Here is a 26,486-nt window from a genome sequence, read left to right on the forward strand (position 1 = left end):
TATCTAGAGAATCAGTGCGGCAGCACGTAGAGGCTGTCGGCCAGGTCGCGGCTCAGGGCGATGCGGCAGCCGCCGGCGTGGCCGTCGACGTGGACGATGCAGGGCTGGCCGGCCTTGCAGACGCGGAGCTGGCAGCTCGGGCGGAGGCCCATGGCGGTGAGGTGGGCGGCCGAATCGTCGGCGAATTCGGCGGCGTCCAAGCGGCCGGTCTGGCCTCGCGTGAGTTGGGTGAGGCGGACGCGGGCGGGGGCCTTGGCGGTGGTCTGGGTGGCTGTGTTCGTATGGCTCACGGGTGAGTCTAGCGGTATTGAGACTGGTTCGCAAGGAGAGATCGCCATGGGCGGGGGCGGATTTTGGGTATGATCTGCCGGCCGGGCCCGCCGAGGCCCCCCGCCGAGGCCCAAGGGTGGCCGGTACGGAAAACTGGAGAGAGAGCGATGCGAACCGGGACGCGGGGATGGTGTGCGCTGCTGGCATTGGTCGCGGCGCTGGCGGGTGGACGGGCGACCGGGCAGGACTGCGAGCCGGTGCTGCTGGGCACGCACGACCTTGGGCAGAACTATGCGAAGCTGCTGATCGACGGGGACGTGCTGTACCTGGCGTCGGTCGACCTGCACGTGGTGGCCTTCGACATCTCCGACCCGCTGGAGCCGGTCGAGATCGGGCGCGTCGCCTCGCGCTTTGGGGCCAATGACCTGGTGCTACACGGCGACCTGCTGCTGGTGGCCAGCGCGGGCACCGGCGGCGGCGTGACGATCTACGACGTCTCGGACCCGGCGGCCATGCGGCAGGTCTCGGACGTCTCGATGGTCGAGGGCGCGCCCATCAGCCCGATCGGCGTGGACGTGCACGAGGACCGGATGTACGTGGCGGGCATGCTCGACGGGTTGCTGGTGTTCGACATCGCCGACCCGAGCGACCCGGCGTATCTGGGCAGCTTCGAGTTCGTGTTCGAGGCCTACGACGTGCAGGTGGGCTCGTTCATGATCGGCCCGGACGAGCGCATTCTCGCGTTCATGGCGTATGAGTTCGGTGACTTTGGCGTGGTCGACATCACCGACCCGACGGCGGGCGTGATGGTGTCTCGCCAGGAGACGGGCATCCGCACGTTCCAGGTGTTGCTCGACGATGATCGCGTGTTCGTGCACGGCACGGGGTATGGGCTGAGCACGTTTACGCTGGACGATCCGAGGCGCCCCACGCGGCGCTCGCGCGTGGAGCCCCCCAGGCAGGCGCACCAGATGGCGCTGTCGCAGGACATCATGGTGGTTTCGGCCGACAGCGATGGGTTCACGATCGTGGACGTGGAGGACGCGGGGTGCACGCGGGCGATCTACGACACCGGCCGCGTGCCGGGCGGGCGTCGCGCTGGCATCGCCTCGCGGCGGACGAACGCCGGCGGGCACTTCATGTACGTGGTGGCGCGCGATGGCGCGGTCGAGGTGTGGGACATCGCCTCGTGCCGGCCGGGGCCGTGCGTGGCCGACTTCACCGGCGACTGCCAGACGACCGGCTCGGACTTCGTGGCCTTCGAGATCGCCTTCTCGCGCGGCGAGGCCCGGGCGGACCTGGACGGGGACGGTCGGCACACGGTGATGGACTATCTCGCGTTTATCAATGCGTACCTGGAAGGGTGCTGAGCGGCGGGCCGACCAGCGGGGCGAGACCGGGGCGGGCGGCTATTGGGAAGCGCCGGGCCCGCTGCGAGCGGCCGGCGGTGTGCCATGCGTTGCCGACGGCGTGCCATGAGCCACCGACGGCGTGCCGGGAGGCGTTGCGGGTGCGTCGGGAGAAACTCCGGACGCGGCGGGAGGAGCTCCGGGCGCGTCGGGAAGAATTCTCGGCGTGCCGGGAGGAGTTCTCGGCGCGGCGGGAACTCTTCTTGGGGGCGCCAGGGCGGTTTCTCTATCGGACCCCGCGCCGCGGGGGGTTATGGGCGGGGGTCACGAGCGGCGGCGCGTCGGTCGCGCGGGCGCGGGGGTTATGGGGGGTTGGGGGCGGGCGTGGTGGGGTGGCAAGACCAGGGCATGGCTCGCCAGAAGGACCATCACCCCGGCCCTCTCCCTGGGGGGGGACAGGGGATGACGGAGAAGGCCCTCCATCCCACGCCGCGCTGATCTAAAGAGCTTTCGACTTCATGTGCCGGGCGCGCTTGTGGGTGATCGCGCCGGCGAGCAGCGCGGCAAGGACGAGGACTCCGACAACTGTGAGTATGACGGCTGTGTCGATGGCCGCGTGCCTTGATGGTGCGCGGGCGACAAAGTCGTCTACTGACCGCCAGTTGCTCGTGCCGAGTAGGTGCTGGGCGTTGGCCTGGGAGACGCTCGTGACGCCGGGGGTTGGGACCACTGACAAGAGACTTGCAGTACTGGTGTCAATCGTTGCCACGTGTTCGACTGCCGCGGAGCCGTGCAGCGTGCGGGTCGTCAGGGTCGGCGCGTACTCGAGTTCTCCAAGGAAGAGCACACTGACCTGACTTGGGCTGCTCTCGGACACCGCGATCACGTCCGCGTATTGCCACTTTGCGAACACATAGCTGTTCGTGTGCGACAACCAGAACAGGTCTAGGTGCATGCCGGTGCTGACGTTCGGGCTGAGTTGGCGATCGTCGTAGTAGGTTTGCATATGCCGAAGACAACTCGAGTGGGACAAGGGATTGCCGGTATACATCGCCGAGAGAGTCCGGGTTCGGCGGGCAGACTGGTCGTAGGCGGTCGTACGATCGGATATGAGCGATCTGTTTGGGGCTGAGCGGGCGAAGCGGCGGCGGCGGGTGGAGCCGTCGGCGGCGAGGATGCGGCCTCGGTCCATTGATGAAGTCGTCGGGCAGCAGCATATTTTGGGACCGGGGAAGCTGCTGCGGCGGATGCTGGAGGCCGATGCGCTGACGAGCCTGATTTTGCATGGGCCGCCGGGGACCGGGAAGACGACGCTGGCTGGGCTGATCGCCGAGCACTCGGGGCGGCACTTCGAGGCGGCCAACGCGGCGTCGATCGGGGTGAAGCGGGTGCGGGAGGTGTCGGACATCGCGCGGGCGCGGCTGGAGGATGGCGGGCCGCGGACGGTGCTGTTTCTGGATGAGGTGCACCGGTTCAGCCGCAGCCAGCAGGACGTGCTGCTGGAGGACGTGGAGCGCGGGGTGCTGACGCTGATCGGGGCGACGACAGAGAACCCGCTGTTTGCGTGCAATGCGGCCTTGGTCAGCCGGAGCACGCTGTTCCGGCTGGAGCCGTTGACTGAGGACGAGATCGTCGAGGTGTTGCGGCGGGCGCTGAGCGATGACGAGCGTGGGTATGGGAAGGTCGACATCGAGGCGCACGAGGATGCGCTGCGGGTGTGGGCGGTGAAGTGTGATGGGGATGCGCGGCGGGCGTTGACGGCGCTGGAGGTTGCGGTTCTGAGCTCGGGGAAGGATGGCGAGCGCATCGTCATCGATCGGCAGGTGGCCGAAGATTCGATCCAGCAGAAGGCGGCGGTGTATGGGGACGACGAGCACTACGACTCGGCGTCGGCGATGATCAAGAGCATCCGGGGGAGCGATCCGGACGCGGCGTGCTACTGGATTGCGCGGATGCTCGAGGGCGGGGAGGACCCGCGGTTTATTGCTCGAAGGTTGGCGATTCTGGCGAGTGAAGATGTCGGGAACGCGGACCCGCGGGCGGTGATGGTCGCGGCGGCGGCGTGGGAGCTCGTGGAGCGGATCGGTCTGCCCGAGGCGCGGATCACGCTGGGGCATTGCGCGTGCTATCTGGCGCTGGCGCCCAAGAGCAACGCGGCGTACAAGGCGATCGATGCGGCGATCGCGGATGTCAAGGAAGGGCGGACGGTGCCGGTGCCGGTGTATCTGCGGGATCCGAATTCGTCGCCGCTTTCGGTTGGGGATGCTACTGGCGTGCGCACCAAGGAGGTGGGCGGGGAGAAGTATGAGTACAGCCACAACGCGGCTGGGGGGTTGACGGGGCAGGATTATCTGGGGGTTGCGAAGCGGTATTACGAACCGGGTGAGACTGGGGAAGAGGCGGCGATGGCGGCGCGGCTGGCGGAGATTCGGGCGATGCGGCGGAGGCGGAAGGCGGAGGGTTGATGCGGCGCGGGTTCACGCTCATCGAGGTGCTGGTGGTGATTGCGATCGTCGCGGTCTTGCTGGGGGTGTTGTTGCCGGTGCTTGCGGGGGCGCGGGATGCGGGGCGGGCGGCGGTGTGCTTGTCGAATTTGCGGCAGGCGCACCTGATCTGCCAGCAGTATGCGGACACGTATGGCGGGCGCGGGCCGGCGATCGGGCAGCCGTATGGGAGCGTGCCGAACTGGGCGTTGGTGGTCCAGACCGAGGCGAAGGGTGGCGCGGGGCGGGCTGGATCGAACCCCGGTGAGATCTATGAGGAAGAGAGCGTGCTGGTGTGCCCGGCGTGCCAGGCGCAGACGGGCGAGCGGATGACGCGGACGTACGCGATGAACGCGACGGGGCTGGCGGGGCTGCCGGGCGATGATGGGGATTACGACGCGCGGGCGACGTTCATCCGGTTTGATCTGGTGCGCTTGCCGGCGGAGGTGCCGTTGCTGGTGGATGCGGCGCCATTGCCGGCTGGGCCGGGGCAGCCGCCGGCGACGCGGACGGCGAGCGTGATCGACTTCCGGCAGGCGGATCACGTGGCGCAGCGGCTCGGGTATTGGCATGGCGGGAAGGCGGATGGGCGTTGCCATGCGGTGATGTTTGATGGGTCGGCTCGGGGGTTTGGAGCCGTTCCGGATGCGTGGCTGGAGGCGCTGCGGTAGCGGCAGCTGTACGGGACATCGAGTACGGGACGGCGGGCCTGTCCTCGGTCGGCGGGCGGAGTAGGGGAATCGCCGCGGGCGTGCGCTAGGCTGGACTTGCGAGCCGTGCGCGTGCGTGGCGGCTGTCGGGGGTGGGCTCGCGTTGGCGGTGACTGCGGACCGGGGCGGCGTGCCCCGATGGGGACGATCCGACGATGCCTGAGCAGCCTGGATCTGGTGGATCGACGCGGTCGGTCGGGGCGCGGCACGCCCGGGGCGGGGTTCGGCCGCTGGTGGCGGCTGCGATCGTGCTGGTCTGCCTGATTGCGATGGGGAGCATCGGCGGGCTGGTGTGGCTGCGCGCGGGGGCGGAGGGGCCGGGCGGTTCTCGGGGAGGTTCACGCGCGGCGGCGGTCGAGGTTGCGCCGGTGGAGGTAGGTCGGCTGGAGGGGCGTCGGACGTTCAGCGCCACGCTCGAGGCGCGGGCCCTGGTGACCATCGCGCCGAAGGTCTCCGGCACGGTGGTGAGCCTGCCGGTGGACCTGGGCGACGTGGTGGAGCGCGGGGGCGTGATCGCCAAGCTGGACGATGCGGAGTTCGTGCAGGCGGCGGCGCAGGCCGAAGCTGAAATGGAAGTGGCTCGGGCGCAGCTGACCGAAGCGGAGAGCGCCGCGGAGATTGCCGCCCGCGACCTGAAGCGGACCGAGGACCTACACGCCCGGGGGATTGCCAGCGATTCGCAGCTCGACCAGGCGCGCGCGGCGGAGCTTGCGGCGCGCAGCGCGGTGGCGGTGGCGGGCGCGCAAGTGGAACGGGCGCGGGCGGCGCGGCAGGCGGCGGAGATTCGCCTGGGGTACGCGACGATTCGCGCCGACTGGGCGGGCGGCGACGGCACGCGGGTGGTGGCGCGACGGTTTGCCGAGGAAGGCGACACGGTGGGCGCCAACACGCCGCTGCTGAGCGTGGTGGAGCTCGACCCGATCACGGCGGTGTTCTTCGCGACCCAGCGTGACTATGGGCGGCTGGCGGTTGGCCAGCGGGTGGGCGTGACGGCCGATGCGTTTTCGGGTGACACGTGGGAAGGCGAGATCGAGCGGATCGCGCCGGTGTTCGACGAAGCCTCGCGGCAGGCGCGGATCGAGGTGCGCGTGCCCAACGAGGGGCTGCGGCTGAAGCCGGGGATGTTCGTTCGGGTGGACGTGGTTCTGGAAGTTGCAAACGAGGCGACGATCGTGCCGCGGGTGGCGATCACCCAGCGGGACGGTCGCGACGTGGTGTTCGTGGTTGACGAGTCGTCGATGACGGTTTCGCAGGTGCCCGTGCGGCTGGGGGTGGTCGAGGGTGAGCGGGTCGAGTTGCTCGGCGAGCCTTCGGAAGCCCTGCGCGGCCAACGCGTCGTAACGCTTGGACAGCAGCTGGTGGGCGATGGCGCGGCGATCACGATTCCCGGTGATGCGGGCGGGACCGGGGTGGCGGCCGATGAGGGCGACGAGTCGCCGGTGGCGACGCCGGTGTCCGGGGGCGCGTCGTGAACCTGCCGAAGGCCGCGGTCGCCAGGCCGGTGTTTACGGTGATGGCGACGCTGATCGTCGTCGTGCTGGGCGCTGTGTCGCTGGTGCGGCTGCGGATCGATCTGCTGCCGGAGGTGGAGCGTCCGACGCTTTCGGTCTCGACCGACTACGAGGGGGCGAGCCCGGAGGTAATGGAGCGCCTGGTGACGCAGGTGGTCGAGGAGATCCTGGCCACGGTGCCGGGCGTGGAGGAGATGACCAGCGAGAGCAGCGAGGGCGAGAGCTCGGTTCGCGTGCGCTTTGGCTGGGGCACGGACATCGACACGATGGCCACGGAGGTTCGGGCGCGGCTGGAAGACGAACTGAACGAGTTGCCCGACGAGGTAGATCGACCGCAGATCCGCAAGTTCGACGTGAACAGCTTTCCGGTGGTGCTCTTGGGCATCGGCAGCGAGCTGGACCCCATCGAGCTGACGACGCTGGTGGAAGAGCAGGTGCGGTATCGGTTTGCGCGGATTCCGGGCGTGGCGCAGATCGACCCCTGGGGTGGCTACAACCGCGAGGTTCGGGTGGAACTGGACCCGGCGCGGCTGCGCGCGCTCGGTCTTCCCTTGAACGAAATTCTCGATGCGATCCGCGGGGCCAATCTGGACCTGCCGGCCGGGCGGATCGAGCGTGGGCAGTACGAGGTGACGCTTCGGGCGCCGGCGGAGTTTGCGAATGTCGAGGAGATCGGGGCGGTGGTGGTGGCGGTGCGCGATGGCGCGCCCGTGCGGCTGGATCAGATTGCCGACGTGAAGGACACGTACGAGCGGCTGACTCGGCACATTCGCGTGAACGGCGAGCTGGGGATGCGGCTTGCGGTGCGCAAGCAGGCCGACGCGAACACGGTGGAGGTGGCCAACGCCGTGCTGGCCGAGATCGAGCGGGTGAACGAAGACTTCCCGCAGATCACGGTGGTGCCGGTGATCAACCAGGGCAACTTCATCGAGCGGAGCATCCGCAACGTGGCGTTCAGCGTGCTGTATGGCGGGGCGTTGGCGGTGCTCGTGCTGCTGTTCTTCCTGCGGAACCTTCGGAGCACGCTGGTGATCTCGCTGGCGATTCCGATCTCGGTCGTCGCGACGTTTGCGTTGATGTACGGGGCGGGATTCACGATCAATCTGATGACGCTGGGCGGGCTGGCCCTGGGCATCGGCATGATGGTGGACAGCTCGATCGTGGTGCTGGAGAACATCTATCGTCGCAAGCAGGAACAGGGCGAGGCGCCCCGGAAGGCGGCGGTGCTGGGGTCGGTCGAGGTCGGGCCGGCCATCCTGGCCAGCACGATTACGACGCTGGTGATCTTCCTGCCGCTGATCTTCGTGGAGGGCGTGAGCGGCGTGCTCTTCAGCGAATTGGCGTACGTGATCGCGTTCTCGCTGGTGTGCTCGCTGGTGATTGCGTTGAGCGTCGTGCCCATGCTGGCGAGCAGGCTGCTCCAGACCAACGAGCAGGCGGCGCGAGACGATTGGCGTTCGCGGCTGAAGGCGAGGTCTGACCGGGCGTTCGGGGCAATCGACGGCGGCTACAAGACGGCGCTTGGATGGGTGCTGCACCACCGCGTGCTCGTGCTGCTTGGGGCGGCGGTTGTGTTTGCCGCGAGCGTGGCGTCGCTGCCGGTGCTGGGGCGAGAGTTCCTGCCGCCGAGCGACGAGGGCGAGGTGCGCGTCTCGGGAGAGATGGACGTCGGTACGCGGCTTGATCTGATCGATCGCCAGACGCGGCTGATGGAAGACATCGTGCTGGACGCGGTGCCCGAGAAGGTCGCGTGGGTGACGAGCGTGCAGACGGGCGACGATGATGGGAGCGAGGGCGAGATCCGGATGTCGCTGGTTCCCTCGACCGAGCGGGAGCGATCGAACACGGAGATCGCCGATGATCTGCGTGAGAGGCTGGAGGGCGCGATTCCGGGAATGACGATCCGCACGCGGGCGCCGCAGGGCCAGTTTCTGCTGGAGCGCCTGCTGGGCGGTGACGACGGGCTGACGGTCGAGGTTCGGGGGTTTGAGCTGGACGTGCTTGCCGCGTTGACCGAGCGCGTCGTTGAGGCGATGGGCACGATCGACGGGCTGGAGAACGTTGATACGAGCCTGAACGCGGGGCAGCTTCAAGAAGAGCTTCGGATCGATCGAGCGAAGGCGGCCGACGTGGGCGTGAGCGCGCGCGACATTGCCGAGGCGATTGAGACGGCGGTCGCGGGCAGCCAGGCGGGCGAGTTTCGGCCTCGTGGGCAGAGCTATCGCATCCTGGTGCAACTTCAGGACGCGCGATCGCTGTCGATCGAGGAGATTCTGGACCTGATGGTTCGGAGCCGGACCGGGGAGGACATTGCGCTGCGGAATCTGGTGACGACCGAGCCGGGGCGCGGCCCATCGGTGATCGAGCGGAAGGATCAGCAGCGATTGTTCACGGTGAGCGCGGACGTCGCGGGACGGGACACTGCATCGGTGGCGGCGGATCTGGAGGCGGCCCTGGACGAGATTCCCCGGCCGGCGGGCTACGAGTTCACGCTGGCGGGCAACGTGGAGGAACAGCGCAGGAGCCAGCGGGAGCTGTTGATCAGCTTCGGCCTGGCGCTGGTGCTGGTGTACATGGTGCTGGCGAGCCAGTACGAGAGCCTGCGGGATCCGTTGATCGTGATGCTGGCGGTTCCGCTGGCGGCGATCGGCGTGGTGCTGATGCTGCTGGCCACGAACACGACGCTGAACGTGCAGAGCTACATCGGGTGCATCATGCTCGGAGGCATCGTGGTCAACAACGCCATTCTGCTCGTCGATCAGGCGGGGCACTTGCGGCGGGATGGGATGCCCACGCGAGAAGCGGCGATGGAAGCCGGGCGACGGCGTTTGCGGCCGATCCTGATGACGTCCATGACCACGATCCTGGGCCTGACGCCGCTGGCGCTGGGCATTGGCGAGGGCGCCGACGCGCAGGCGCCGCTTGCCCGCGCGGTGATCGGCGGTCTGGTGAGCTCGATGCTGACGACGCTCGTTGTCGTGCCCGCGGCGTATACGTTGCTGCATCGTGACGGGTCGGAGCGTGAAGCGGCGAATCCCTATCAGCCGGAGGTTCAGGCTTGATCGGGTGTCGCAGCGTGCTGGCGTGTGCGGGCCTGGCGTCGCTGGTTGCGATTGCCGGATGTGCGCGCACGGCGATCGACGTCTTCGAGCCGGACTGGGGCGCGGAACTGGACGAGGAGCAGCGGCGATTTCGGCCGCAGCCGACGCCGGCGTTTGCGGTGGAGGGCGAACCGGTGCAGGTCGAGGCCGCTGCGGCCGAGGCAGGGCCTTTGGAGTTGAGCCTCGAGCGAACGGTGATGCTGGCGCTCGCGCGGAACCCTGATCTTCGCGTGGCGGAGTTGGGCCCCGCAGTGGCGGGCGCGTTCGAGTTGGTCGAGCGCGGAGCGTTTGATCCGGAAGTGTTTGCCGAGGCGAGCCTGGGCACGGAGGAACTGGTCGAGAGCGCGCGGGCGACGGGCGAGCAGTTTCCGGTGCGCGGCGATACGCGGGAGGTGATCGCCGGCGTCCGGCAATCGTTGCCGAGCGGAACGGACGTGGAACTGAGTGTCAGCCAGGATCGCATCGCGTCGAACCGGGCGCCGACGCAGGAGTCGGCGCGCGTGGGGTTAACGGTGACGCAGTCGCTGTTGCGTGGCTTTGGGCCGGCGGCGAATCTGGCCCGGGTTCGGCAGGCGGAACTGGAGACCGAGGCGAGCCAGTACGAGCTTCGGGGATTCGTCGAGGCACTGCTGGCCGACGCGGAGCGGGCCTACTGGCAGTATCTGCTGGCAGGACGACGGATTGCGATCTTCGAGCGTTCGCTGGAGTTTGCGCGTACGCAGGCGGACGAGGCGAGCCAGCGCGTGGAGGTTGGGGTGTTGCCCAGGAGCGAACTGGCGGCCTTCGAGGTGGAGGTTGCCGTTCGTGAGCAGGCGTTGATCGACGCACGTGCCGAGAAGGCGACGTCGCGGCTGGAGTTGTTGCGGCTGGTTGGCGCGCTCGGGGGACGTGGCGCGGATTCGATCGACCGTGAGGTAATTGCAACGACGATGCCCGAGGCGGAGGCGGCGCCAATCGATGACGTGGACGATCGGGTTGCATTGGCTCGCCTGATTCGCCCGGATCTGGCCGAGAGCCGGTTGCGCTTGGAGCAGAATCGGCTGGAGGTCATCGCGACGCGTCGAGGGCTCTTGCCGAGATTGGACGTGTTTGTTGCGCTTGGCAAGACGGGGTTCGCCGACAGCTTCGGACAGTCGGTAGACAACCTGAGCGACGAGACGTTCGATGCGACGGTGGGCGTGCGCTTCTCGCAGTCGCTGGGGCGGCTGGTGGCGCGCGGGGAACAGCGGGCGGCGATGGCCAGCCGGCAGCAGGCGGCGGCGGCCGTGGCGAATCTGGAGCAACTGGTTTCATATGACGTGCGGGTGGCCCTCAACGAGGTGGAGCGGGCTCGGCAGCAGATCTCGGCGAGCGCCACGACGCGGCGGCTCCAGGCTCGAACGGCCGAGGCGGAGCGTGATCGCTTCGAGGCTGGGGCCGGCACGTCGCTGCTGGTGGCGCAGGCACAGCGTGACCTGCTGGAAGCCGAGATCGCGGAAGTGGCGGCGGTGGTCGAGTATCGGCTGGCGCTGATCGACCTGTACGTGGCCGAGGGCAGCCTGCTTGACCGCCGCGGCATTACGATCGCGATGTCGTACTGATTTACTCGCAGCCGGCGTCGAAGGCGTTCTGGAAGGCGAGGAAGTCGAAGATGGTGAGTTCGCCGTCGCCGTCGAAGTCGGCGATGGGGTCCATGTCGTCAAAGGCGTTCTGGAAGGCGAGGAAGTCGAAGATGGTGAGCGTGCCGTCGCCGTCGAGGTCGGGGCGGCAGGTGGCGTCCGCGGCCAGGCGTTGGGCCAGGGCGCGTTGGGTGTCGTCGCTGGGGCGGTAGTACTGGCCCATGGCCCAGACGTCGCCGCCCGGGGTGACGTCCATGCTTCGGAACCACTGGTCGATGCCGTCGGTGGGTGCGGCGTCTATGCGTTGCCAGCTGCTGCCGTCGTACTTGAGCATAAGCTGACGCGGGCGGCCGTCGGCGTCTGCGTCGGTGCCGCTGGCGTAGACCTCTGTTGCCGACCGCGCGGCGACGGCGCGAAGCTCGGCGCGGCGGCCCTCAATGAACGGCACGTCGGCGCGCGTCCAAGATGAGCCATCCCAATGGAGTATGAGCGGCTGCGTTCCGTCGTCGGCGCCCATGAAGAGCGAGCCGACGGCCCAGACGTCGTCGCTGGCGATGGCCTCGACGCCGCCGAGCTGGCCGAATTCGCGGATGCCCACGTCGACGAGTTCCCAGCGATCGCCGCCGGTCCAGCGCACGATGTAGGGGGTCGGGCCGAAGGGGTCGGTGCTGCCGGTCTGCTGGGCGGCGCCCACGCCCCATGCGTCGTCCTCGGCTACGCCGTCGATGTCGCGGATGCTGTTGAACCCGCGGCCACCGAGCGTGGCGAGCGGCTCGACGTCGTAGGTTTCCCAGCCGGATCCGGTCCACTTGAGTGCAAGTCCAACGTTTCCGACGGCCGGTGGTGGCTCGAGCGAGCGGCGCAGTCCGCCGGCCCAGATGTCGTCGCCCGCGCGGCCGATGGCGTCAAGGCCCGATCCGCCCGTGAACTCGGGGCTGGAGATCTGCGACCATGAGCCACCTTCATATCGCATCACGAAGGTCTGACTCACGGAGATGGGCGAGTACGACCCCACCGCCAGCGCCTCGCCCGGGCCGATGGCCTCGACGTCTCGCATGAACGGCACGTCGTCCACCGTGGGCGGTTCGATGAATCTCCACCGCTGACCATCAAAGCGATAGGTCACCATCACCCGCTCGCGAAAGCCGCCGGCGGTGAAGTACTGGCCGTCGCCCACCGCCCACACCTCATCGTCCGCCCATGCGTCGACGCCGAAGGCGATGCTGATGGGGTAGGGCGATTCGGTCTGGAAGTGCTGCCAATCGCTGGATTGGGCGATCGCTGCTGATGAGATGGCGAGTATGAGCGTGTGTGCGATGCGATGCATGTGGTTCTCCGTTAGGCGCAGCCGGCGTCGAAGGCGTTCTGGAAGGCGAGGAAGTCGAAGAGCGTGAGCTCACCGTCGCCGTCGAAGTCGGCGCTTGGGTCGCCGGCGTCGAAGGCGTTCTGGAAGGCCAGGAAGTCGAAGAGCGTGAGCTCGCCGTCGCCGTCGAAGTCGGCGGGGCAAGCGGTTTCGCCGATGGCGCCCATCTTCCAGGCGGTCATGGTGGTCTGGCCGGTGGTGCCGTTGAAGGTTCGGGTGGTAACGTAGACGTTCGCCTGATCGTCGAAGTGCATCTCGCCCGGCGTGACGGCGGTGCTCGTGGCGCGGGCGATTTCGGATCCGGTTGCGGCGTCGAGCCGGAACAGGATGGTCGCGCCGCCGTAGGGAGGGGAGCCCGCCGAGCCCAGAAGCAGGACTTCGCCGGCGGGCGAGACGCGGATGCTGCTGGGCACGTCGTAGCAGCCGTGGCAGGTCTCGCCGAATTGGAAGGTCCATTCGAGGGCGCCCGAATCGGCATTGCGCTTGACGGCGTAGATGAGGTCGTTGAAGTTACTCTCGTTGCCGTCCAGGTCGGCGTCGCCGGCGATGTAGACGCCGCCGTTGTTGTCGATGGCGATTGTGCGTGCGTGGTCGTCGATGCCGAGTTGGTCGTAGGCGCGCCAGAGTTCGGCGCCGGTGTCGCCGTCGACCTTGACGGTCATGAAGGCGTCGCCGCCGTCCAGGCCCGTGCCGGTAACGTAGATGTCGCCCTGATCATCGACGACGAACACGTGGTTGTACTCTCCCGCGCGGGTGCCGTAGTTGTTCTCCCAGATGATCGAGCCGTCGGCGGGGTCGAGCTTGATGAGGTAGTAGTCGGGCTGGAGGTCGGCCATGACGGCGTTGGGCATCATGAGGACGCTGCCGTCGGCCATGGCGTGCATTTGTTCGGAGGAATCCTGCGAGTAGGGCCCCCAGGCGCCGCCGTCCCAGGTGGTTCCCCACTGCCGGGTTCCCTGCTCGTCGAAGCGCAGGATGAGCACGTCCGAGCCGTCGCCGTTGGTGCCCCCGCCGATCATGGCGTCGCCCCCGGGTAGGGCGACGATGTCGTAGCCGGCCTCGGAGGCGCCGGGGTTGAAGCGGTCGATGGTGGATTCGAGGATGTCGCCGGTCGACTGATCGAGTGAGAGCAGGAGCGTCTGCGCCCTGCTGCTCCAGTCCGGCGTGCTGCCGGTGACCAGCAGGCGGCCGGTGTCCGTGAGGGCAAGGGCGCGGGCCTGGTCATGCCAGTTGCCCGGACCGTTGTAGTCCAGACGCCAGCGGAGGTTGCCATCGGTGTCGAGTGAGGCCACCACGGCGTCGGTGTTTCCGGACGGACCGCTGATGCCGCAGAGGTAGAGATCGCCCGTCGCGGCATCGAGTTGTGCATCGAGCAGGCCGCCCGAGAGGTGGGTGCCGGTGTCCAAGCGGGTGATCCACAGGTGATCGATGGTCTGAGCGGTGGCCAGCGATGCCATTCCGGCGGTGCAGAGGATCGCGATCAGGGGGGCTTGGTGGTTCATGCGAGATGCCGTGCAAATGACGTGCCGTCGATCACAGCAGTTCATCGGGCATGGTCGGCGTGGACGTGGCCATGACGGGCCTTCGATGGCTCCATGTGGCCCGTCGCCGCACGGCTACTCGCAGCCCGCGTCGAACTCGTTTTGGAAGGCGAGGAAGTCGAAGATGGTGAGTTCGCCGTCGCCATCGAAGTCGGCGAGGGGATCGCCGGCGTCGAAGAGGTTCTGGAACATGAGGAAGTCGAAGATGGTGAGTTGGCCATCTTCGTCGAGGTCGACGCGGCATGGGGGCTCGCCGAAGGTGAGGCGGTAGGCTGCGCCGCCGGCGTCGAAGGGGCTGGCGGTGACGGTAATCTCCATGGAGAGCGGGCCGCGGTGGTCGAGGTAGACCTCGCCGCTGGACCATCGGTCGTCGGCGAAGGCTGCGTCGTAATCGGTGCCGATCTCGTCGCCGATCGTGGTGGGCTCGGAGCAATCGAATGCGTCGACAGTGCCAGCGCGGTCGACGAGACGAACGGAGAAGCGGTCGCCGGAGGTGAACGCGTCGGTGACCTGGAGCTGTGGGAACTCGTCGGTGATGAACAGGTCGATGGTGATGATGTCGCCGACGGGGCCGAAGGTGAAGCGGGTCCAGTCCTGGGCGTGGGCGGCGGCGGCGATGCAGCAGAATGCGGCCGTAGTGAGGGCGTGGCGAGGCGACATTGTGAGATCCTCCCTGTGACCTGGTGCGTGAGCCAGAGAATCTCCCTTATACCCGAAATCGCGCGGGCGATCAACGAGAAATTGGGCTGGCGGCGTGCTCGGTGATCAGGCGGGCAAGTTGGGAGGCCAGGGTCGACTTGGCGTCTTCAAAACTCGGGCAGGCGTCTCCAAGCAGGGCGAGCATGCTCGTGACGGGGCGGCCGGCCAGGCCGCAGGGGACGATGAGGTTGAAGTGATTGAGGTCTGGCGCGACGTTGAGGGCCAGGCCGTGCATGGTGACCCACTTGCGCACGCGGACGCCCATGGCGGCGATCTTGGCGGGTGGTGCTTCGGGTTGGGGTGAGACCCAGACGCCGGTGGCGGATTGGTCGCGCTCGCCTGAGATGTTGCACGTGGCGAGGGTGTCGATGACGGCTTGCTCGAGCAGGCGCATGTAGCCGTGCAGGCCGAGGGGCTTGCCGCTGGGTGCGGCGAGGCGTTCGAGGTCGAGGATTGGGTAGGCGACGATTTGGCCCGGGCCGTGGTAGGTGACGTCTCCGCCGCGGTCGGTCTGGTGGAGTTGGACGCCCATGGAGGCGAGGTGGTCGGCCGAGGCCAGCACGTGGTTGGCGGCGCCCGGGCGGCTGGTGACGGTGATGACCGGTTCGTGCTCGACGAGGTAGATCTCGCCCAGTTGGCCCTCTGGGTTGCCTCTGGCGGCGATGAGCTGGGCCTGGCGTGCCCGCTGGATCTCGAGGGCCGGGGCGTATTCGATGCGGCCGAGGTCGGTGATGGTGAGCCTGGGGTCGGGATCTGGCACGCTCGACGGTAGCTCCGGGGGCTCTACGATGGGTGCGATGCCGGCTACATCCCCAACCCATCACGAGACCGCCGAGATTCACCCGTCCGCCTACGTCGACCCGGAGGCGCACCTCGGCGAAGGCGTGATCGTGGGGCCTCGGTGCCACGTTGGCGCCGGGGTGAAGCTGGCCGAGGGCGTGCGGCTGATGGCATCGGCGCACGTAGAGGGCCCGGCGACCATCGGGGCGGGCACGCTGGTGTACCCGTACGCGGTGATCGGCATGCCGGGGCAGGACTTCAAGTTCTCACCGGGCGATCCGACGCTGGGCGTGAAGGTTGGCTCGGGGTGCGTGATCCGTGAGCATGTGACGATTCACGCGGCAACGAAAGGCGACCACCCCACCACCGTTGGGGACAAGTGCTACCTGATGGTGGCCAGCCACGTTGGGCATGACAGCGTGGTGGGCAACGGGGTGATCCTTGTGAACAGCGCGCTGCTGGCCGGACACGTGACGGTGGGCGACAACGCGATCCTGAGCGGGAACACGGCGGTGCACCAGTTCTGCCGGGTGGGACGGCTGGCGATCATCTCGGGCGGGGTGGCGACGGCGATGGACGTGCCGCCGTTCTGCCTGTGCGACCAGATCAATGCGACCAACGGGCTAAACCTGGTGGGGCTCCGTCGGGCTGGCGTACCCAAGGATTCGATCGACGCGATCCGATACGCTTTCCGCACGGTAATCTCCAAGAGCCTGCCGCGCGAGGAAGCCCTTGAGAAGTTGCGCACGCTGGGCGCGAACGATCCTTACGTGCTGGAGATGGCCGATTTTATCGCCACGAGCACGCGCGGCGTGGGGCGCGGGGCGGATCGGAACACGCGTCGTTCCGGCTGACATCGATCGACGTGCCCAAGGAGGGGCCGATGGTGCGTGACGCGAAGAATTCGCCGGCCGATGGGCCCGCGTTGTGCGTGCTGGCCAGCGGATCGAGCGGCAACTGCTCGGTGCTGCGCAGCGCCGATGGTCGGCTGGCGCTGATCGACGCGGGGCTGAGCCCCAGGCGGACGGCGGCGGCGCTCGCGCAGCTCGGGCATGGGCTGGAGGACGTGGACGCCATCGTGCTGACGCACCTGGACAGCGATCATTTCTATGCGTCGTGGGCGACCGCGGCGCGGAAGCTGGGACGCGGGGCGAGCGTGTGGGTGCATGCCTCGCACGCGCGGGCGCGGCGGCTGGAACCGCTGCACGAGAGCGGGCGGCTCAGGACCTTCGAGCGCGAGGCGTTCGAGCCGGTGCGGTCGGCGACGTTTGTCAGTCGTCTGGCGAGCCACGACGCCGAGGGCGTGGCGACGTTTCGGATCTCGACCCCCCAGGGCGAACTTGGCTTCCTGACCGACCTGGGCGAGGTGACCGATCGGCTGGTCGAGTTCCACCAAGGCGTGGGCGTGCTGGCGATCGAGAGCAACTACTGCCCGCGTTTGCAGGCGCGCTCGGAGCGGCCGGACTTCCTCAAGCGTCGCATCATGGGCGGGGCGGGGCACCTGAGCAACCAGCAGTGCCTGGGGGCGACCGAGGCGATCGCACCGGCCGAGCACGCGGTGTTCCTGCACCTGTCGCGCGAGTGCAACCGGCCGGAGATCGTGGGCGCGTTGCACGAGGGTGCGGACTATGCGCGGACGATCGCGTCGGCCGAGGCGCCCACGCGATGGGTGCCGATCGTTGGCGGGATGGCGGCGCGGCCGGTGACCCAGACGGCGCGGCCGGCGCCCATGACGCTGTTCGGGCCGGCGCCATGAGCGGACAGGGGCTGGGCGGCGGACTCGGCGGCACGGCGGCGGGGTATCGCAACACGAGCGGGCGGCGCCTGGAAGACGCGCGTGGCGGTGAGCCAAGGTCGGCCGAGCGCGGAGCGCACCGGTTGTGGCGGTGGCTGGCCGGGCTGCTGCGGACGCGGCGGGTTGTGACCATCCAGGGCGTTCGCTACGAGGAATTGGACGCCGTGCCGCTGCGGCGGGCGCTCTCGCGCGGGATGGGCAAACGCTACCGCGTGCGCTTTGCCGACCGGGCCAAGATGGTGCTGGAGGTCAGCGGCAGCCGACCCATCGCCGACCTGCTGGGCGCGGGCGACCTGGGCGAGTTCACGCTGATCGATCCCCTGATGCGGCCGGGCGACCGCGTGCTGCTGCTGCACGCGGGCACCGGGCACGGACCGGCGTGGCTGAGCGAGCGGCTGGGGCCCACCGGGGCGCTGGTGGCCCTGGAGCCCGACGCGGCCAGCGTGCGCTACGCGCGGCACCGCTACGACCCGGCCAATACCTCGCTGGAAGTGTGCGACCTGCAAGCCAGCAGCGGGGTGCCGCCCGCGCTGGCGGGCGAGTTGGACGGGGCCTTCGACGGCGTGGTGCACCGGCGGCTGCCAGCCGAGGGGCCGCTGCGCGAGGCGCAGCTGGCCGAGTGCTGGCGGCTGCTGGGCCCGGGGGGGGCGATGGTGGTGCTGCTGGCGGCGCCCAGCGGGCACCATGACCCGCGCGAGGACCCCAGGCTGCCGGGGCTCGAGGCCCAGCTGCGCGAGCTCATGGACGCCCACCCGCCCGGGGCCACCCGGATGGAGCGCGTGCGGGCGCACGCGCGGTGCGGGTTGCTGGTGGAGCGTGGCTACGACGACGAGGCGCCGCTCGGCCCGCCGCCGACGCACCAAGACGGTGACGGCGTTGGGGATGGGGACGAGGGCCAGCGCGTCTAGCCCATCGTGGGCGACCGGCCGGATTGCTCAGCGCTGCGGGCCGGTCAGGGCGCGCAGCACGCCGAGGGTGCCGGCGGTGGCGGCGGCGAGGGCCTGGTCTCCCGGCGTGCCCGGGCGCAGCTCGACGGTCAGCACGGCGCGGCCGGCCTCCTGGCCGTACCAGGTGCCCAGCGATCCGGGGGGATTGGTGAAGTCGGCGTGCACGCGCCACGCCGGGTCGACGGTCGATGCGGCGCGCACGAAGGCCCGAGCCAGATCGTCGGCCGGTTGCGGCCCATCGGGATCGACGAAGGGGCCGCCGTCGGTGGCGTGGAAGACGATGATCACGTCGGGGCTGGTGCGCTGCACGTAACGGTGCACGGCGGCGGCCTCGGGCTCGCTGAGGGGAGTGGGACCGTGGGCGGTCGAGGGGCGGAAGTTGCCGGCCGGCCAGTTGCGGTTGAGGTCCACGCCCCGCGCGTTGCCGCGGCGGGACTGTGCGAAGCCGTCGGGGTTCATGGTGTCGATGGCGTGGAGGGTTACGCGATCGCCGTAGCCGGCGGTGGTCAGGCGCAGCCACAGGTCGTCGAAGCGCTGGTAGACCTCGGCCTCGTCGCCGTGGATGAGGCCGATGATGAGCACGTTGGTTGGCCCCGCGCCGTGGGTGCGCACGAAGATGGGGCGGGCTTCTCTTGAGACGCCGAGTTGCGTGGCGCCCGATTCGAGCGCGGGCGGGGCGGGCATGTCGACGCGGTCGCCGGGTCGTGCGATGTAGTCCTGGGGGCGGGTGGCGCATCCCGAGAGCGTGCAGGCGGAGAGGGTGAGGACGAGGACGGTGCGGGTGCGTGTCATGGCGGGGCAGGATAGCGTGGGCGGCGGGCAGGTCGATGGGCATCGTGCGACCGCCGTGCGCCGACGTTCGACGCCTGTGCGGAGCCGCCGCGAAGCGCGCCCCCTCGACAAGAGCGCCGGCCGGTCTTCGGGGGTTGACCGGCCGGCGTCGCGTAAAGGGAAGGTGATTCGCAAGGCAGGCGGGCCCGGGCTCCAGCGTACGAAGGGTGCGAGCCCGGGCCGCCTGGGTGTTGGTGGCTTACGAGCAGCCGGCGGCAAAGCCGTTCTGGAAGCACAGGAAGTCGAACAGGTCCAGGCTGCCGTTGCGGTCGCAGTCGGCGGCGGTCTCGCCCGCGTCGAAGGCGTTCTGGAAAGCGAGGAAGTCGAACAGCGTGAGCTCGCCGTCGAGGTCGAAGTCGGCGTAGCAGCTCTGGATGATGCGGTCCTCGCCCCCCTCGGGGTAGGCCGTCATGCTGATCGTGCCCATCAGCGTGTCCTCGATCATGCTGGCCAGGCTCTGCTGGTAGCTCACGCCAAGCGTGGTGAAGGGCAGGCCGCGGAAGGGGTACTGGTCTCCGCCGCGGGCGAGGAAGTCGACGATGGCGACGTCGACGTCTGGCGCGGCGGGGACGACCATGCCATCCTCGACGATGGCGGTGCCGTCGCTGAGAGTGACGTTGCGGATGCGCTCGCCGGGGGTGGTGACCATGAGGTCGCCGTCCAACACCTGGGCCTGCTGGCGCCAGTCGAACTCGAGCGTGAAGCCGGCGATCTGCGCAAAGCGGCCGTTGGACTCGCCCTGGCGGCTGACGGCGTTCTCGAGGATCTCCTTGAACTGCTCGGCGGGAACATTGGGCACGATGGTGATGAAGTTGCTGAAGGGCAGGATGTCGAAGGTGTCCAGCTCGGTGATCTCGCCCGACGCGATGATGCTGTCGTTGCGGATGCCGCCACCGTTGGCCAGCGCCACGTCGGGCGCATCGACGCCGAAGGTGGCGGCGAGGTTGATGCCGGTGGTCAGGAACGAGTCGGCGATGAGGTTGCCCAGGTTGGTCTCGATGTTGCGCACGCTCGAGCGGCGGCCGTCGAGGTCGACCTCGCTGAAGCCGATGACGTTGGCGGCGAGCGCCGCAACGCCCGCGGCCACGGGGTCGACGACCTCGGCCTGGATGATGGGGTCAGCGGCGACGGCGTCGGGGCTGACGCCCGAGACGCGCACGGGGCCGGACGCATCGAGGATCTCGGTGAGGTTGCCTTCGGCGTCGAAGCCGAGGATGAGGCGGCCGACGTAGCGGTAATCGCCGCTGGTGGTGACGATCGGGATGTCGTTGCCGTCGGCGTCGGTGCCGAAGATGGGGTAGCCGCTCTGGCCGGCGACCTCGTCGGGCGTGTCGCCGGGGACGAGCAGGTCGCCGGGGTTGGCCAAGAGCTCCCCGCCGCCGCCGCCGACGATGGCGTCGACGCCGCGGAGGGTCTGGATGAGGCCGAGCTCTTCGGTGAGGCCCTGGAGGTGGCTCGACAGGATGATGATGTCGACGCCGCCCAAGGTGAGTGCGTCGACCTCGGCCTGGATGATGGTGGTTAGCTCGTCGCTCACGGTGACGCCGCGGGGGCTGGAGATGAACGGCAGCGCGGGCGTGGTGGCGCCGATGACGCCCACGCGGCGGACGCCGGCGTCGGTCATGACGTCGACGACGGTGCTGGGGGCGATGCGACCGCCGTCGACCAGGGCCTGCAGGCCGGGCTCAGCGCTGAAGTCGAGGTTGGCCGAAAGGAAGGGGGCGGGGTTGGTGCTGAAGCCGGCGATGAAGTCTTCGAGGATGTCGGGGCCGAAGTCGAACTCGTGGTTGCCGATGATGAACGCGTCGTAGCCGATCAGGTCGAGCGCGACGGTGTCGAAGAAGGGCACGCCGCGGTCGAGGCTGACGGAGAACTCCGGGCCGGGCAGGAAGTTGTCGCCGCTGGTGATGAGCAGGCTGCCGCGGGCGAAGCTGCCGGCGGGGAAGGTCGTGGCCTCGGTGCGCAGGTTGCTGACCACGGTGGCGAAGCGGGCGACGCCGCCGAAGTCTTCGAGGCCACTGCCGGCGTCGATGAGCTGGCTCTCGCCGTCGTTGTGGTGCAGCAGGTGGAGGTAGAAGTCGGTCTGGGCGCTGGCAGTACCGGCCGCCACGGCCAGGAGCAACGACGCGGAGGTGAATCGGTTGGTCATCTCGTCTCGTCCCCTCTTGCAATGGGTGCTTGTGTGTTGAGTCGAAACATAACAACGGACCGGAACGCGGGTGTTTCGGCGTGGTGAACGGTGCGCGAAGATGGTGTGTGGCGTGTCGTGCTGGCGTCAGGGACCGCCCGAAAGCATGTCGATGATCCAGGCGATGATAACACCGGCGCCGGTGGCGAAGCCCACGAGGATGGTGGCGGCCACGAGGAAGCAGCCGATGCCCATGAGCCAGCCGTGCCACCAGGGCTCGGGGGTGTACTGGCGCTCTTCGACGCGGGCGACGATGGCCGATGCGAACTTCTCGGCTGCGCCGTCGGCCATGTCGAGGAACAGCTCGGGCTCGATGAGCTCGAGCTCGCCGAGCAGGGGCTGGCCGTCGGGGCCGGGGACGAGGTCGACGCGGGCGTAGAGGGGCTTGTCGCCGTAGCGGTCCTCCCACGCGGCGAGGGCGCGCTCGGCGACGTGCTGCTGCTGCTCGGTGGGCTCGACGAGGGTGTAGGCGCCGCCGAAGTCGACCTGGGAGCGGAAGTCGCCCGGGGCGGGGACCTTGGTGACGGCGTGGGAGAATTGGCCGTTGAAGTAGACCAGCGAGGTCTCGCCCTCGGTCACGACTCGTGGCAGGAACGGCTGGACGAGCGCGCCGCCGGCCTTGGTGAGTTGCGTGAGGTAGTCGAGGGCCGCGGCGTCTGGGTGATCGAGCTTCTTCAGCCCCACCGCGGCGGCGGCGACGGTGGGCTTGATGATGAGGGGGGCCCAGTTGTTGGCTTTGGCTTGGTCGATGGCGGCGGACTCGCTGCCCTTAGTAACGAAAATGGTGGGGACGATGGGAACGCCGGCGGATGCGAGCTCCTGCAGGTAGGTCTTGTCGAGGTTGGCGAGAATGGTCTCTGCGGTGTTGGCGACGCAGGGCACGCCCTTCATGCCGCCGACGAAAGCGCGGAAGGCTTCCAGATCATCCCAGTAGTCCCAAGTCGTGCGGAGCACGGTTAGGCTGGCGAGTTCGCCGATCTCGCTGGCGGCGTCGCCTATGGGCACGTGGTCCTCATCGAGCTCCAAGGGCACGTCCCTCCACGCGATGAGCGTCACGATCGCCCCCTGCCGCACCAGTTCCTGCATCAGCCTGCCCTCGGAGGCGTGGTCGATGTGGTCGTGGTGGCGGCAGGTGAGCAGGGCGATGCGCGGGGTGGGGCGCGGCTGGCGTGGGGGTTGGCGTGCGGCGTCGGTCATTGGGCCGTTGGTCATTGGCCCGAGCGAGCGAAGCGGAGCAAAGGGCGGCTGCCGATGCGCAGCTCGAGCCACTGGGGGCCCACGGCGATGGTGTCGGCCCGCTGCATGCGCGAGACGTACTGCTGCTCGAAGGCCAGGGCCTCGGGCTCGCCGCCCATGCGCGTGGTGACGATGCCGCCGGGGTTCCATTCGCCTTGCTCCAGGGCGTCGGCGTCGGTGCTGCCGCTGAAGCGATTGATGCCGGCCTGGCCCGAAAGTCGGCCGCTCTCGGTGATCGTCAGCGTGGGCGAGCGGGCGCCGCTGGGCAGGTCGTAGCGCTCGTCCTCGATCTTGGTCAGGCTCCAGGCGCCGATGGCCGAGGCGTCGGCGGCGGGCTCGGTTGGCTTGGTGCTGGTGGTGCAGCCGAGGAGGGCGAGGGTGGCGATGGCCAGGGCGGTCAGGAGGATGGTTCGCATGAGTATCTGCCTTTCGCGGGGTCGTCGTTCTCAGGTCTGCAGCACGCCGGTCTTGAACTCGCGCGTGTAATCCCAGCCCTGGTTGGCGCTGGCGAGGGCGTCGATGAGTTCGGAGCGGGTGTTGTGGGGCTGGATGAGGCGGTCGACCCAGCCTCGCGCCGCGCCGTAGTGGATGTCCTGCTGCTCGTTGTAGCTGGCGCGGACGGCTTCGAGGATTTCCTTGTGGGTCTGTTCGTCGATGGTCTCGCCCTTGCGCTCGCGGCTGCGTTCTTCGATGGTCGCGAGCACGCCGCTCGATTGGGCCGCGCCCATGACCGCGCACTTGCTGCCCGGCCAGGCCAGGGTGAGGAAGGGCTCGAAGGCGCGGCCGCACATGGCGTAGTTGCCGGCGCCATAACTCGACCCGGTAATGAGCACGATCTTTGGGACCACGCAGTTGCTCATGGCGTTGACGAGCTTTGCACCAGAACGGATGATGCCGGCCTGCTCGCTGTCGCGGCCGACCATAAAACCAGTCGTGTCGTGGATGAAGACCAGGGGGATCTTGCGCTGGTTGCAGTCCATGATGAAGCGGGCGGCCTTGTCGGCGCTGTCGTCGTAGATGACGCGGGGCATGCCGGCGGCCTTGCTCGGCCCCGCTTTGCCGCCGGGCTGAACGCGCTGGGTGAGCTCGCACTGGTTGGCGACGATGCCGCAGGCGTGGCCGCCGATGCGGGCGTAGCCGCAGACCAGCGACTGGCCGTAGTCGGCCTTGTACTCGTCGAAGTCGGGCTCGAGGCTCTCGTGGCCCTCCTTGTTCGGCAGCGCGCGGGCGTCGAGGACGCAGGCGAGGACGTCACGCACGTCGTACTGCTGGCCGGACTTGTCGGTGAAGACGTCGTAGACGTCGTGGGCGTCGCGCAGGGGCGTGACGCCCTCGCGCGCGTCGGGGGCCTCCGGCACGTCGCCGCCGTTCTTGCCGACGACCTCGCGGAGGCGCGTGAGGCAGGTGTCGTCGTCGGGCTCCTTGAAGTCGATGGTGCCGCTGATGGCCGCGTGCATGGAAGCGCCGCCGAGCTCCTCGTCGGTGACGTCCTGGCCGATGGCGGCCTTGACCAGGGCCGGCCCGGCGAGGTACAGGCCGCTGCCCTCGGTCATCAATAAGGTATCGCAGAGGACGGGCAGGTAGCCCCCGCCGGCGACGCAGAAGCCCATGATGGCGGCGGTCTGCTGGAGGCCCTCGGCGCTCATGACGCTGTTGAGGTAGAAGATGCGGCCGAAGTCGTCGGTGTCTGGGAAGACGTCTTCCTGCAATGGCAGGTACACGCCCGCGCTGTCGACGAGGTAGATCAACGGAAGACGCGCCATGCGGGCGACATGCTGGGCGCGGATGATCTTCTTACACGTCATGGGGAAGAACGCGCCGGCCTTCACCGTGGCGTCGTTGGCGATGATCACGTGGCGGCGGCCCTGGACCAGGCCGATGCCGGTGACCACGCCCGCGCCCGGGGCGCCGCCGTGCTCCTGATACATGCCGTCGGCGGCCCAGAGGCCCAGCTCCATGAAGCCGGGGATCTCGTGCTCGTGGGGGTTGGCGCCGCCGGCCGCCCAGTCGATGGAGGTGTCCAGCAGGCGGGCGATGCGTTCGCGGGCGGTGAGGCGGGCCTTCTTGTGCTGGCGCTCGATGGCCTTATCGCCCCCGCCCATGCGGATCCTCGCCTCGCGGGCGAGGCTCTGGGCGTTGGCGTCCTTGAGGGTCGTCGGCGTCGAAGGGGCGGTCGTGGTCGCGGGCAAGGCTGGGCTCCGGCGGCTGGGGTGGGGTACGCCGGGGAGCGTATTCAGGCGGGGCCCGAGCCGCGGCGGCCGCGGGGGCCGGCGGCATCGGGGTGATGGCCGGCGGCTCGGCGCCCGTGGCGGGCGGATCGGGGGCCGGGACGCGTGCCTTTGCGGCGGGAATCCGTGCCTTTGCCGTGAAGGCACGAATTTTTGGGGCAAAGACACGCGTCATTGGACTGATGGCACGGGTTTCCACGTAGAAGACGGGCGTCTTCGCGGCGAGCGCGGCCCCTGGAAGGGGCCCGGGATGGACGAGAGGGCTCGCCGGTGGCTTTGCGGGGCCGTGCGGGCCTATCGGCGGGGCGCGGGCAGGAGCATGGTCTTGAGCACGCCGCCCAGCCAGAGGCGGCGCTGGTCGGGCAGGAGGGTGGCGAACTTCAGCGTCTTCGTGGTGGTCTCGATGGCGATGGCCCGTTTGGCCTTGCCGTCCTCTTTGACGTCCGAGTCGGTGAAGCGGATGGCCTCGACGGCGTCGGCGTCGAAGCGGCGCTTCCAGCCCAAGGGCCCCACGCCGGTGAAGACCTGGCCGTCGGGCCCGCGCAGGCGGACCTCGACCTTGCCGACCAGGGCCGTAAGCAGGGCGCCGATGACCGTCAGGCCGATCAGGACGAAGGGGGTGAGGAACAGGGCCATGAAGATGGTCATGCCCAGGGGCATGTTGGAACTGGCGCCCCCGCCCCAGTTGCCTCCCCCGCTCCCGCCCCCACTTCCACCCATGGGCGTGGGAAACCAGGCCGGCAGCGTGACGCCCGCGTGCAGGAGGAAGCTGGAGACCACGATGATCAGGAAGATGCCCACGATGCCGTTCCAGAAGGCGGCGAAGAAGGCCAGGCCCGCGACGCCGGGGAGCGAGCGGGCCGAGGCGCGCAGGGTGACGCGGTCGCCGTAGTCTCTCAGGGCGCAGCCGCGGGGCGGATCGCCGTGCGCCAGGGCGATGGCCTTGCGGGCCTCGGCCTGGTCGTGGGTGGAGGCCGGAGCCCGGGCGTGGGTCGCCCGGGCGTCGCCCCCGCCCGCGAGGTCGGCCAGGCGGCTGAGCCGGCCGCAGCGTCGGCAGAGGGCCACGCCCTCCTTGACGTTGATGTCGTCGATGTCGATGGGCGAGCCGCAGGGGCACGTGGTGGCGTGGGCGGGCATGGGTCAGAAATCGGCTTGCGGCGTGCCGGGCTTCCACTATACTGGCATCCGGGTGGCTGCACAGACACCGAACCGGCCGAACGCTCCACCGACCCCGATCAGGAGAACGCCATGGCGACGCCCGAAGAGATGGCCAGGACCATGGCCGAGAACCTGAAGAAGAACACCGGCAAGAGCCTGGCGCAATGGGCGAAGGTTGCGAAGGGTTCTGGCTTCGAGAAGCACGGCGAGGTCGTCAAGTTCCTGAAGGAAGAGCACGGGCTCGGGCACGGCTACGCGAACCTGATCGCCCACGAGATGAAGGGCCAGGCGGGGGCGGCCAGCGGGAAGAAGGCGAGCGCGGGCGCGGGCGAGGGCGACGATCTCGTCGCCGCCCAGTACGCCGGGGCCAAGGCCGACCTGAAGCCCATCTACGACGCGCTGATCAAGAAGGTGAAGGCGTTCGGCAAGGACGTCGAGGTGTCGCCCAAGAAGACCTACGTGAGCCTGCGGCGGAGCAAGCAGTTCGCGCTCATCCAGCCCAGCACGAAGACGCGGGTGGACGTGGGCATCCAGCTCAAGGAGCCGCCGAAGACCGCGACGGACCGGCTGGAGGCCTCGGGCAGCTTCAACTCGATGGTGAGCCATCGCGTGCGGCTGGAGGGCGTCAAGGACATCGACACCGAGGTGGTGGCGTACCTGCGCGAAGCATACGACAAGGCCTGAGTCGGCACGGAAGG

The 26,486-nt window shown here is 68.9% G+C and carries 22 protein-coding genes; 10 read left to right on the plus strand and 12 right to left on the minus strand.

The window, feature by feature from the left end; all coding sequences use genetic code 11:
* Nucleotides 1-11: 11 nt before the first annotated feature.
* The gene (locus RIE32_04710; GenBank protein ID MEQ9095544.1) at nucleotides 12-290 is read right to left on the minus strand and encodes a FeoA family protein; all 279 of its coding nucleotides are present in this window, start codon (nucleotides 288-290) and stop codon (nucleotides 12-14) included.
* Nucleotides 291-437: 147 nt separating this feature from the next.
* On the opposite strand from RIE32_04710, the gene RIE32_04715 reads away from it, so the two are divergent.
* Nucleotides 438-1,640: a GC-type dockerin domain-anchored protein gene (locus RIE32_04715; GenBank protein ID MEQ9095545.1), complete on the plus strand. Its 1,203-nt coding sequence runs from the start codon at nucleotides 438-440 to the stop codon at nucleotides 1,638-1,640.
* Between the two features lie 478 nt (nucleotides 1,641-2,118).
* Here the strand turns inward: RIE32_04715 and RIE32_04720 are convergent, their stop codons facing one another.
* A complete protein-coding gene (locus RIE32_04720; GenBank protein MEQ9095546.1) occupies nucleotides 2,119-2,625 on the minus strand; it encodes a hypothetical protein in 507 nt (168 codons plus the stop codon).
* Nucleotides 2,626-2,728: 103 nt separating this feature from the next.
* Here RIE32_04720 and RIE32_04725 point away from each other — a divergent pair, with 103 nt between their 5' ends.
* The 5 genes from RIE32_04725 (at nucleotide 2,729) to RIE32_04745 (ending at nucleotide 11,004) form a co-directional block, all read left to right on the plus strand.
* A complete protein-coding gene (locus tag RIE32_04725; protein MEQ9095547.1) occupies nucleotides 2,729-4,084 on the plus strand; it encodes a replication-associated recombination protein A in 1,356 nt (451 codons plus the stop codon).
* Nucleotides 4,084-4,773, plus strand: coding sequence for a prepilin-type N-terminal cleavage/methylation domain-containing protein (locus tag RIE32_04730; GenBank protein ID MEQ9095548.1), 690 nt, complete (start codon nucleotides 4,084-4,086; stop codon nucleotides 4,771-4,773). Before RIE32_04725 ends, RIE32_04730 begins: the two co-directional genes overlap by 1 nt.
* 194 nt (nucleotides 4,774-4,967) lie before the next feature.
* Nucleotides 4,968-6,284, plus strand: coding sequence for an efflux RND transporter periplasmic adaptor subunit (locus RIE32_04735; GenBank protein MEQ9095549.1), 1,317 nt, complete (start codon nucleotides 4,968-4,970; stop codon nucleotides 6,282-6,284).
* The gene (locus RIE32_04740; GenBank protein MEQ9095550.1) at nucleotides 6,281-9,385 is read left to right on the plus strand and encodes an efflux RND transporter permease subunit; all 3,105 of its coding nucleotides are present in this window, start codon (nucleotides 6,281-6,283) and stop codon (nucleotides 9,383-9,385) included. The genes RIE32_04735 and RIE32_04740 overlap by 4 nt, the downstream gene beginning before the upstream one ends.
* The gene (locus RIE32_04745) at nucleotides 9,382-11,004 is read left to right on the plus strand and encodes a TolC family protein (protein ID MEQ9095551.1); all 1,623 of its coding nucleotides are present in this window, start codon (nucleotides 9,382-9,384) and stop codon (nucleotides 11,002-11,004) included. Before RIE32_04740 ends, RIE32_04745 begins: the two co-directional genes overlap by 4 nt.
* A 1-nt stretch (nucleotide 11,005) precedes the next feature.
* Here RIE32_04745 and RIE32_04750 read toward each other — a convergent pair whose 3' ends face one another.
* From RIE32_04750 to lipB, 4 genes are all read right to left on the minus strand, one after another.
* Nucleotides 11,006-12,349, minus strand: coding sequence for a GC-type dockerin domain-anchored protein (locus RIE32_04750; GenBank protein ID MEQ9095552.1), 1,344 nt, complete (start codon nucleotides 12,347-12,349; stop codon nucleotides 11,006-11,008).
* A gap of 11 nt (nucleotides 12,350-12,360) precedes the next feature.
* Nucleotides 12,361-13,887: a GC-type dockerin domain-anchored protein gene (locus RIE32_04755; GenBank protein MEQ9095553.1), complete on the minus strand. Its 1,527-nt coding sequence runs from the start codon at nucleotides 13,885-13,887 to the stop codon at nucleotides 12,361-12,363.
* 114 nt (nucleotides 13,888-14,001) lie between these two features.
* Complete coding sequence (locus tag RIE32_04760) at nucleotides 14,002-14,586, minus strand: GC-type dockerin domain-anchored protein (protein ID MEQ9095554.1); 585 nt, start codon at nucleotides 14,584-14,586, stop codon at nucleotides 14,002-14,004.
* A 70-nt stretch (nucleotides 14,587-14,656) separates the two neighbouring features.
* Nucleotides 14,657-15,385, minus strand: a complete 729-nt coding sequence (gene lipB / locus RIE32_04765) for a lipoyl(octanoyl) transferase LipB (GenBank protein ID MEQ9095555.1) — start codon at nucleotides 15,383-15,385, stop codon at nucleotides 14,657-14,659.
* A 37-nt stretch (nucleotides 15,386-15,422) separates the two neighbouring features.
* On the opposite strand from lipB, the gene lpxA reads away from it, so the two are divergent.
* The 3 genes from lpxA to RIE32_04780 are packed head-to-tail and all read left to right on the plus strand — an operon-like array spanning nucleotide 15,423 to nucleotide 18,108.
* The gene (gene lpxA / locus RIE32_04770; protein ID MEQ9095556.1) at nucleotides 15,423-16,259 is read left to right on the plus strand and encodes an acyl-ACP--UDP-N-acetylglucosamine O-acyltransferase; all 837 of its coding nucleotides are present in this window, start codon (nucleotides 15,423-15,425) and stop codon (nucleotides 16,257-16,259) included.
* Nucleotides 16,260-16,291: 32 nt separating this feature from the next.
* Nucleotides 16,292-17,161 (plus strand): MBL fold metallo-hydrolase, encoded by an 870-nt coding sequence (locus tag RIE32_04775; GenBank protein MEQ9095557.1) that lies wholly within the window; start codon nucleotides 16,292-16,294, stop codon nucleotides 17,159-17,161.
* Entirely contained in the window at nucleotides 17,158-18,108 is a 951-nt protein-coding gene (locus RIE32_04780; protein MEQ9095558.1) for a hypothetical protein, read from the plus strand. Before RIE32_04775 ends, RIE32_04780 begins: the two co-directional genes overlap by 4 nt.
* 27 nt (nucleotides 18,109-18,135) lie before the next feature.
* On the opposite strand, the gene RIE32_04785 is transcribed toward RIE32_04780, so the two are convergent.
* From RIE32_04785 to RIE32_04810, 6 genes are all read right to left on the minus strand, one after another.
* Nucleotides 18,136-18,939 (minus strand): M14 family zinc carboxypeptidase, encoded by an 804-nt coding sequence (locus tag RIE32_04785; protein MEQ9095559.1) that lies wholly within the window; start codon nucleotides 18,937-18,939, stop codon nucleotides 18,136-18,138.
* A gap of 238 nt (nucleotides 18,940-19,177) precedes the next feature.
* Nucleotides 19,178-21,127 carry a 5'-nucleotidase C-terminal domain-containing protein gene (locus RIE32_04790; GenBank protein MEQ9095560.1) on the minus strand — a complete coding sequence of 650 codons (1,950 nt, stop codon included), beginning with the start codon at nucleotides 21,125-21,127 and terminating at the stop codon, nucleotides 19,178-19,180.
* 126 nt (nucleotides 21,128-21,253) lie between these two features.
* Entirely contained in the window at nucleotides 21,254-22,363 is a 1,110-nt protein-coding gene (locus RIE32_04795; GenBank protein MEQ9095561.1) for a hypothetical protein, read from the minus strand.
* Between the two features lie 11 nt (nucleotides 22,364-22,374).
* Entirely contained in the window at nucleotides 22,375-22,818 is a 444-nt protein-coding gene (locus tag RIE32_04800) for an META domain-containing protein (GenBank protein ID MEQ9095562.1), read from the minus strand.
* 30 nt (nucleotides 22,819-22,848) lie between these two features.
* A complete protein-coding gene (locus RIE32_04805; protein MEQ9095563.1) occupies nucleotides 22,849-24,591 on the minus strand; it encodes a carboxyl transferase domain-containing protein in 1,743 nt (580 codons plus the stop codon).
* Nucleotides 24,592-24,924: 333 nt separating this feature from the next.
* A complete protein-coding gene (locus RIE32_04810; protein MEQ9095564.1) occupies nucleotides 24,925-25,767 on the minus strand; it encodes a hypothetical protein in 843 nt (280 codons plus the stop codon).
* A 111-nt stretch (nucleotides 25,768-25,878) separates the two neighbouring features.
* Here RIE32_04810 and RIE32_04815 point away from each other — a divergent pair, with 111 nt between their 5' ends.
* Nucleotides 25,879-26,472, plus strand: a complete 594-nt coding sequence (locus RIE32_04815; GenBank protein MEQ9095565.1) for a DUF4287 domain-containing protein — start codon at nucleotides 25,879-25,881, stop codon at nucleotides 26,470-26,472.
* The last annotated feature ends 14 nt before the right edge of the window (nucleotides 26,473-26,486 follow it).

The organism is Phycisphaerales bacterium (assembly GCA_040221175.1).
Taxonomy (GTDB): Bacteria; Planctomycetota; Phycisphaerae; order Phycisphaerales; family UBA1924; genus JAHCJI01.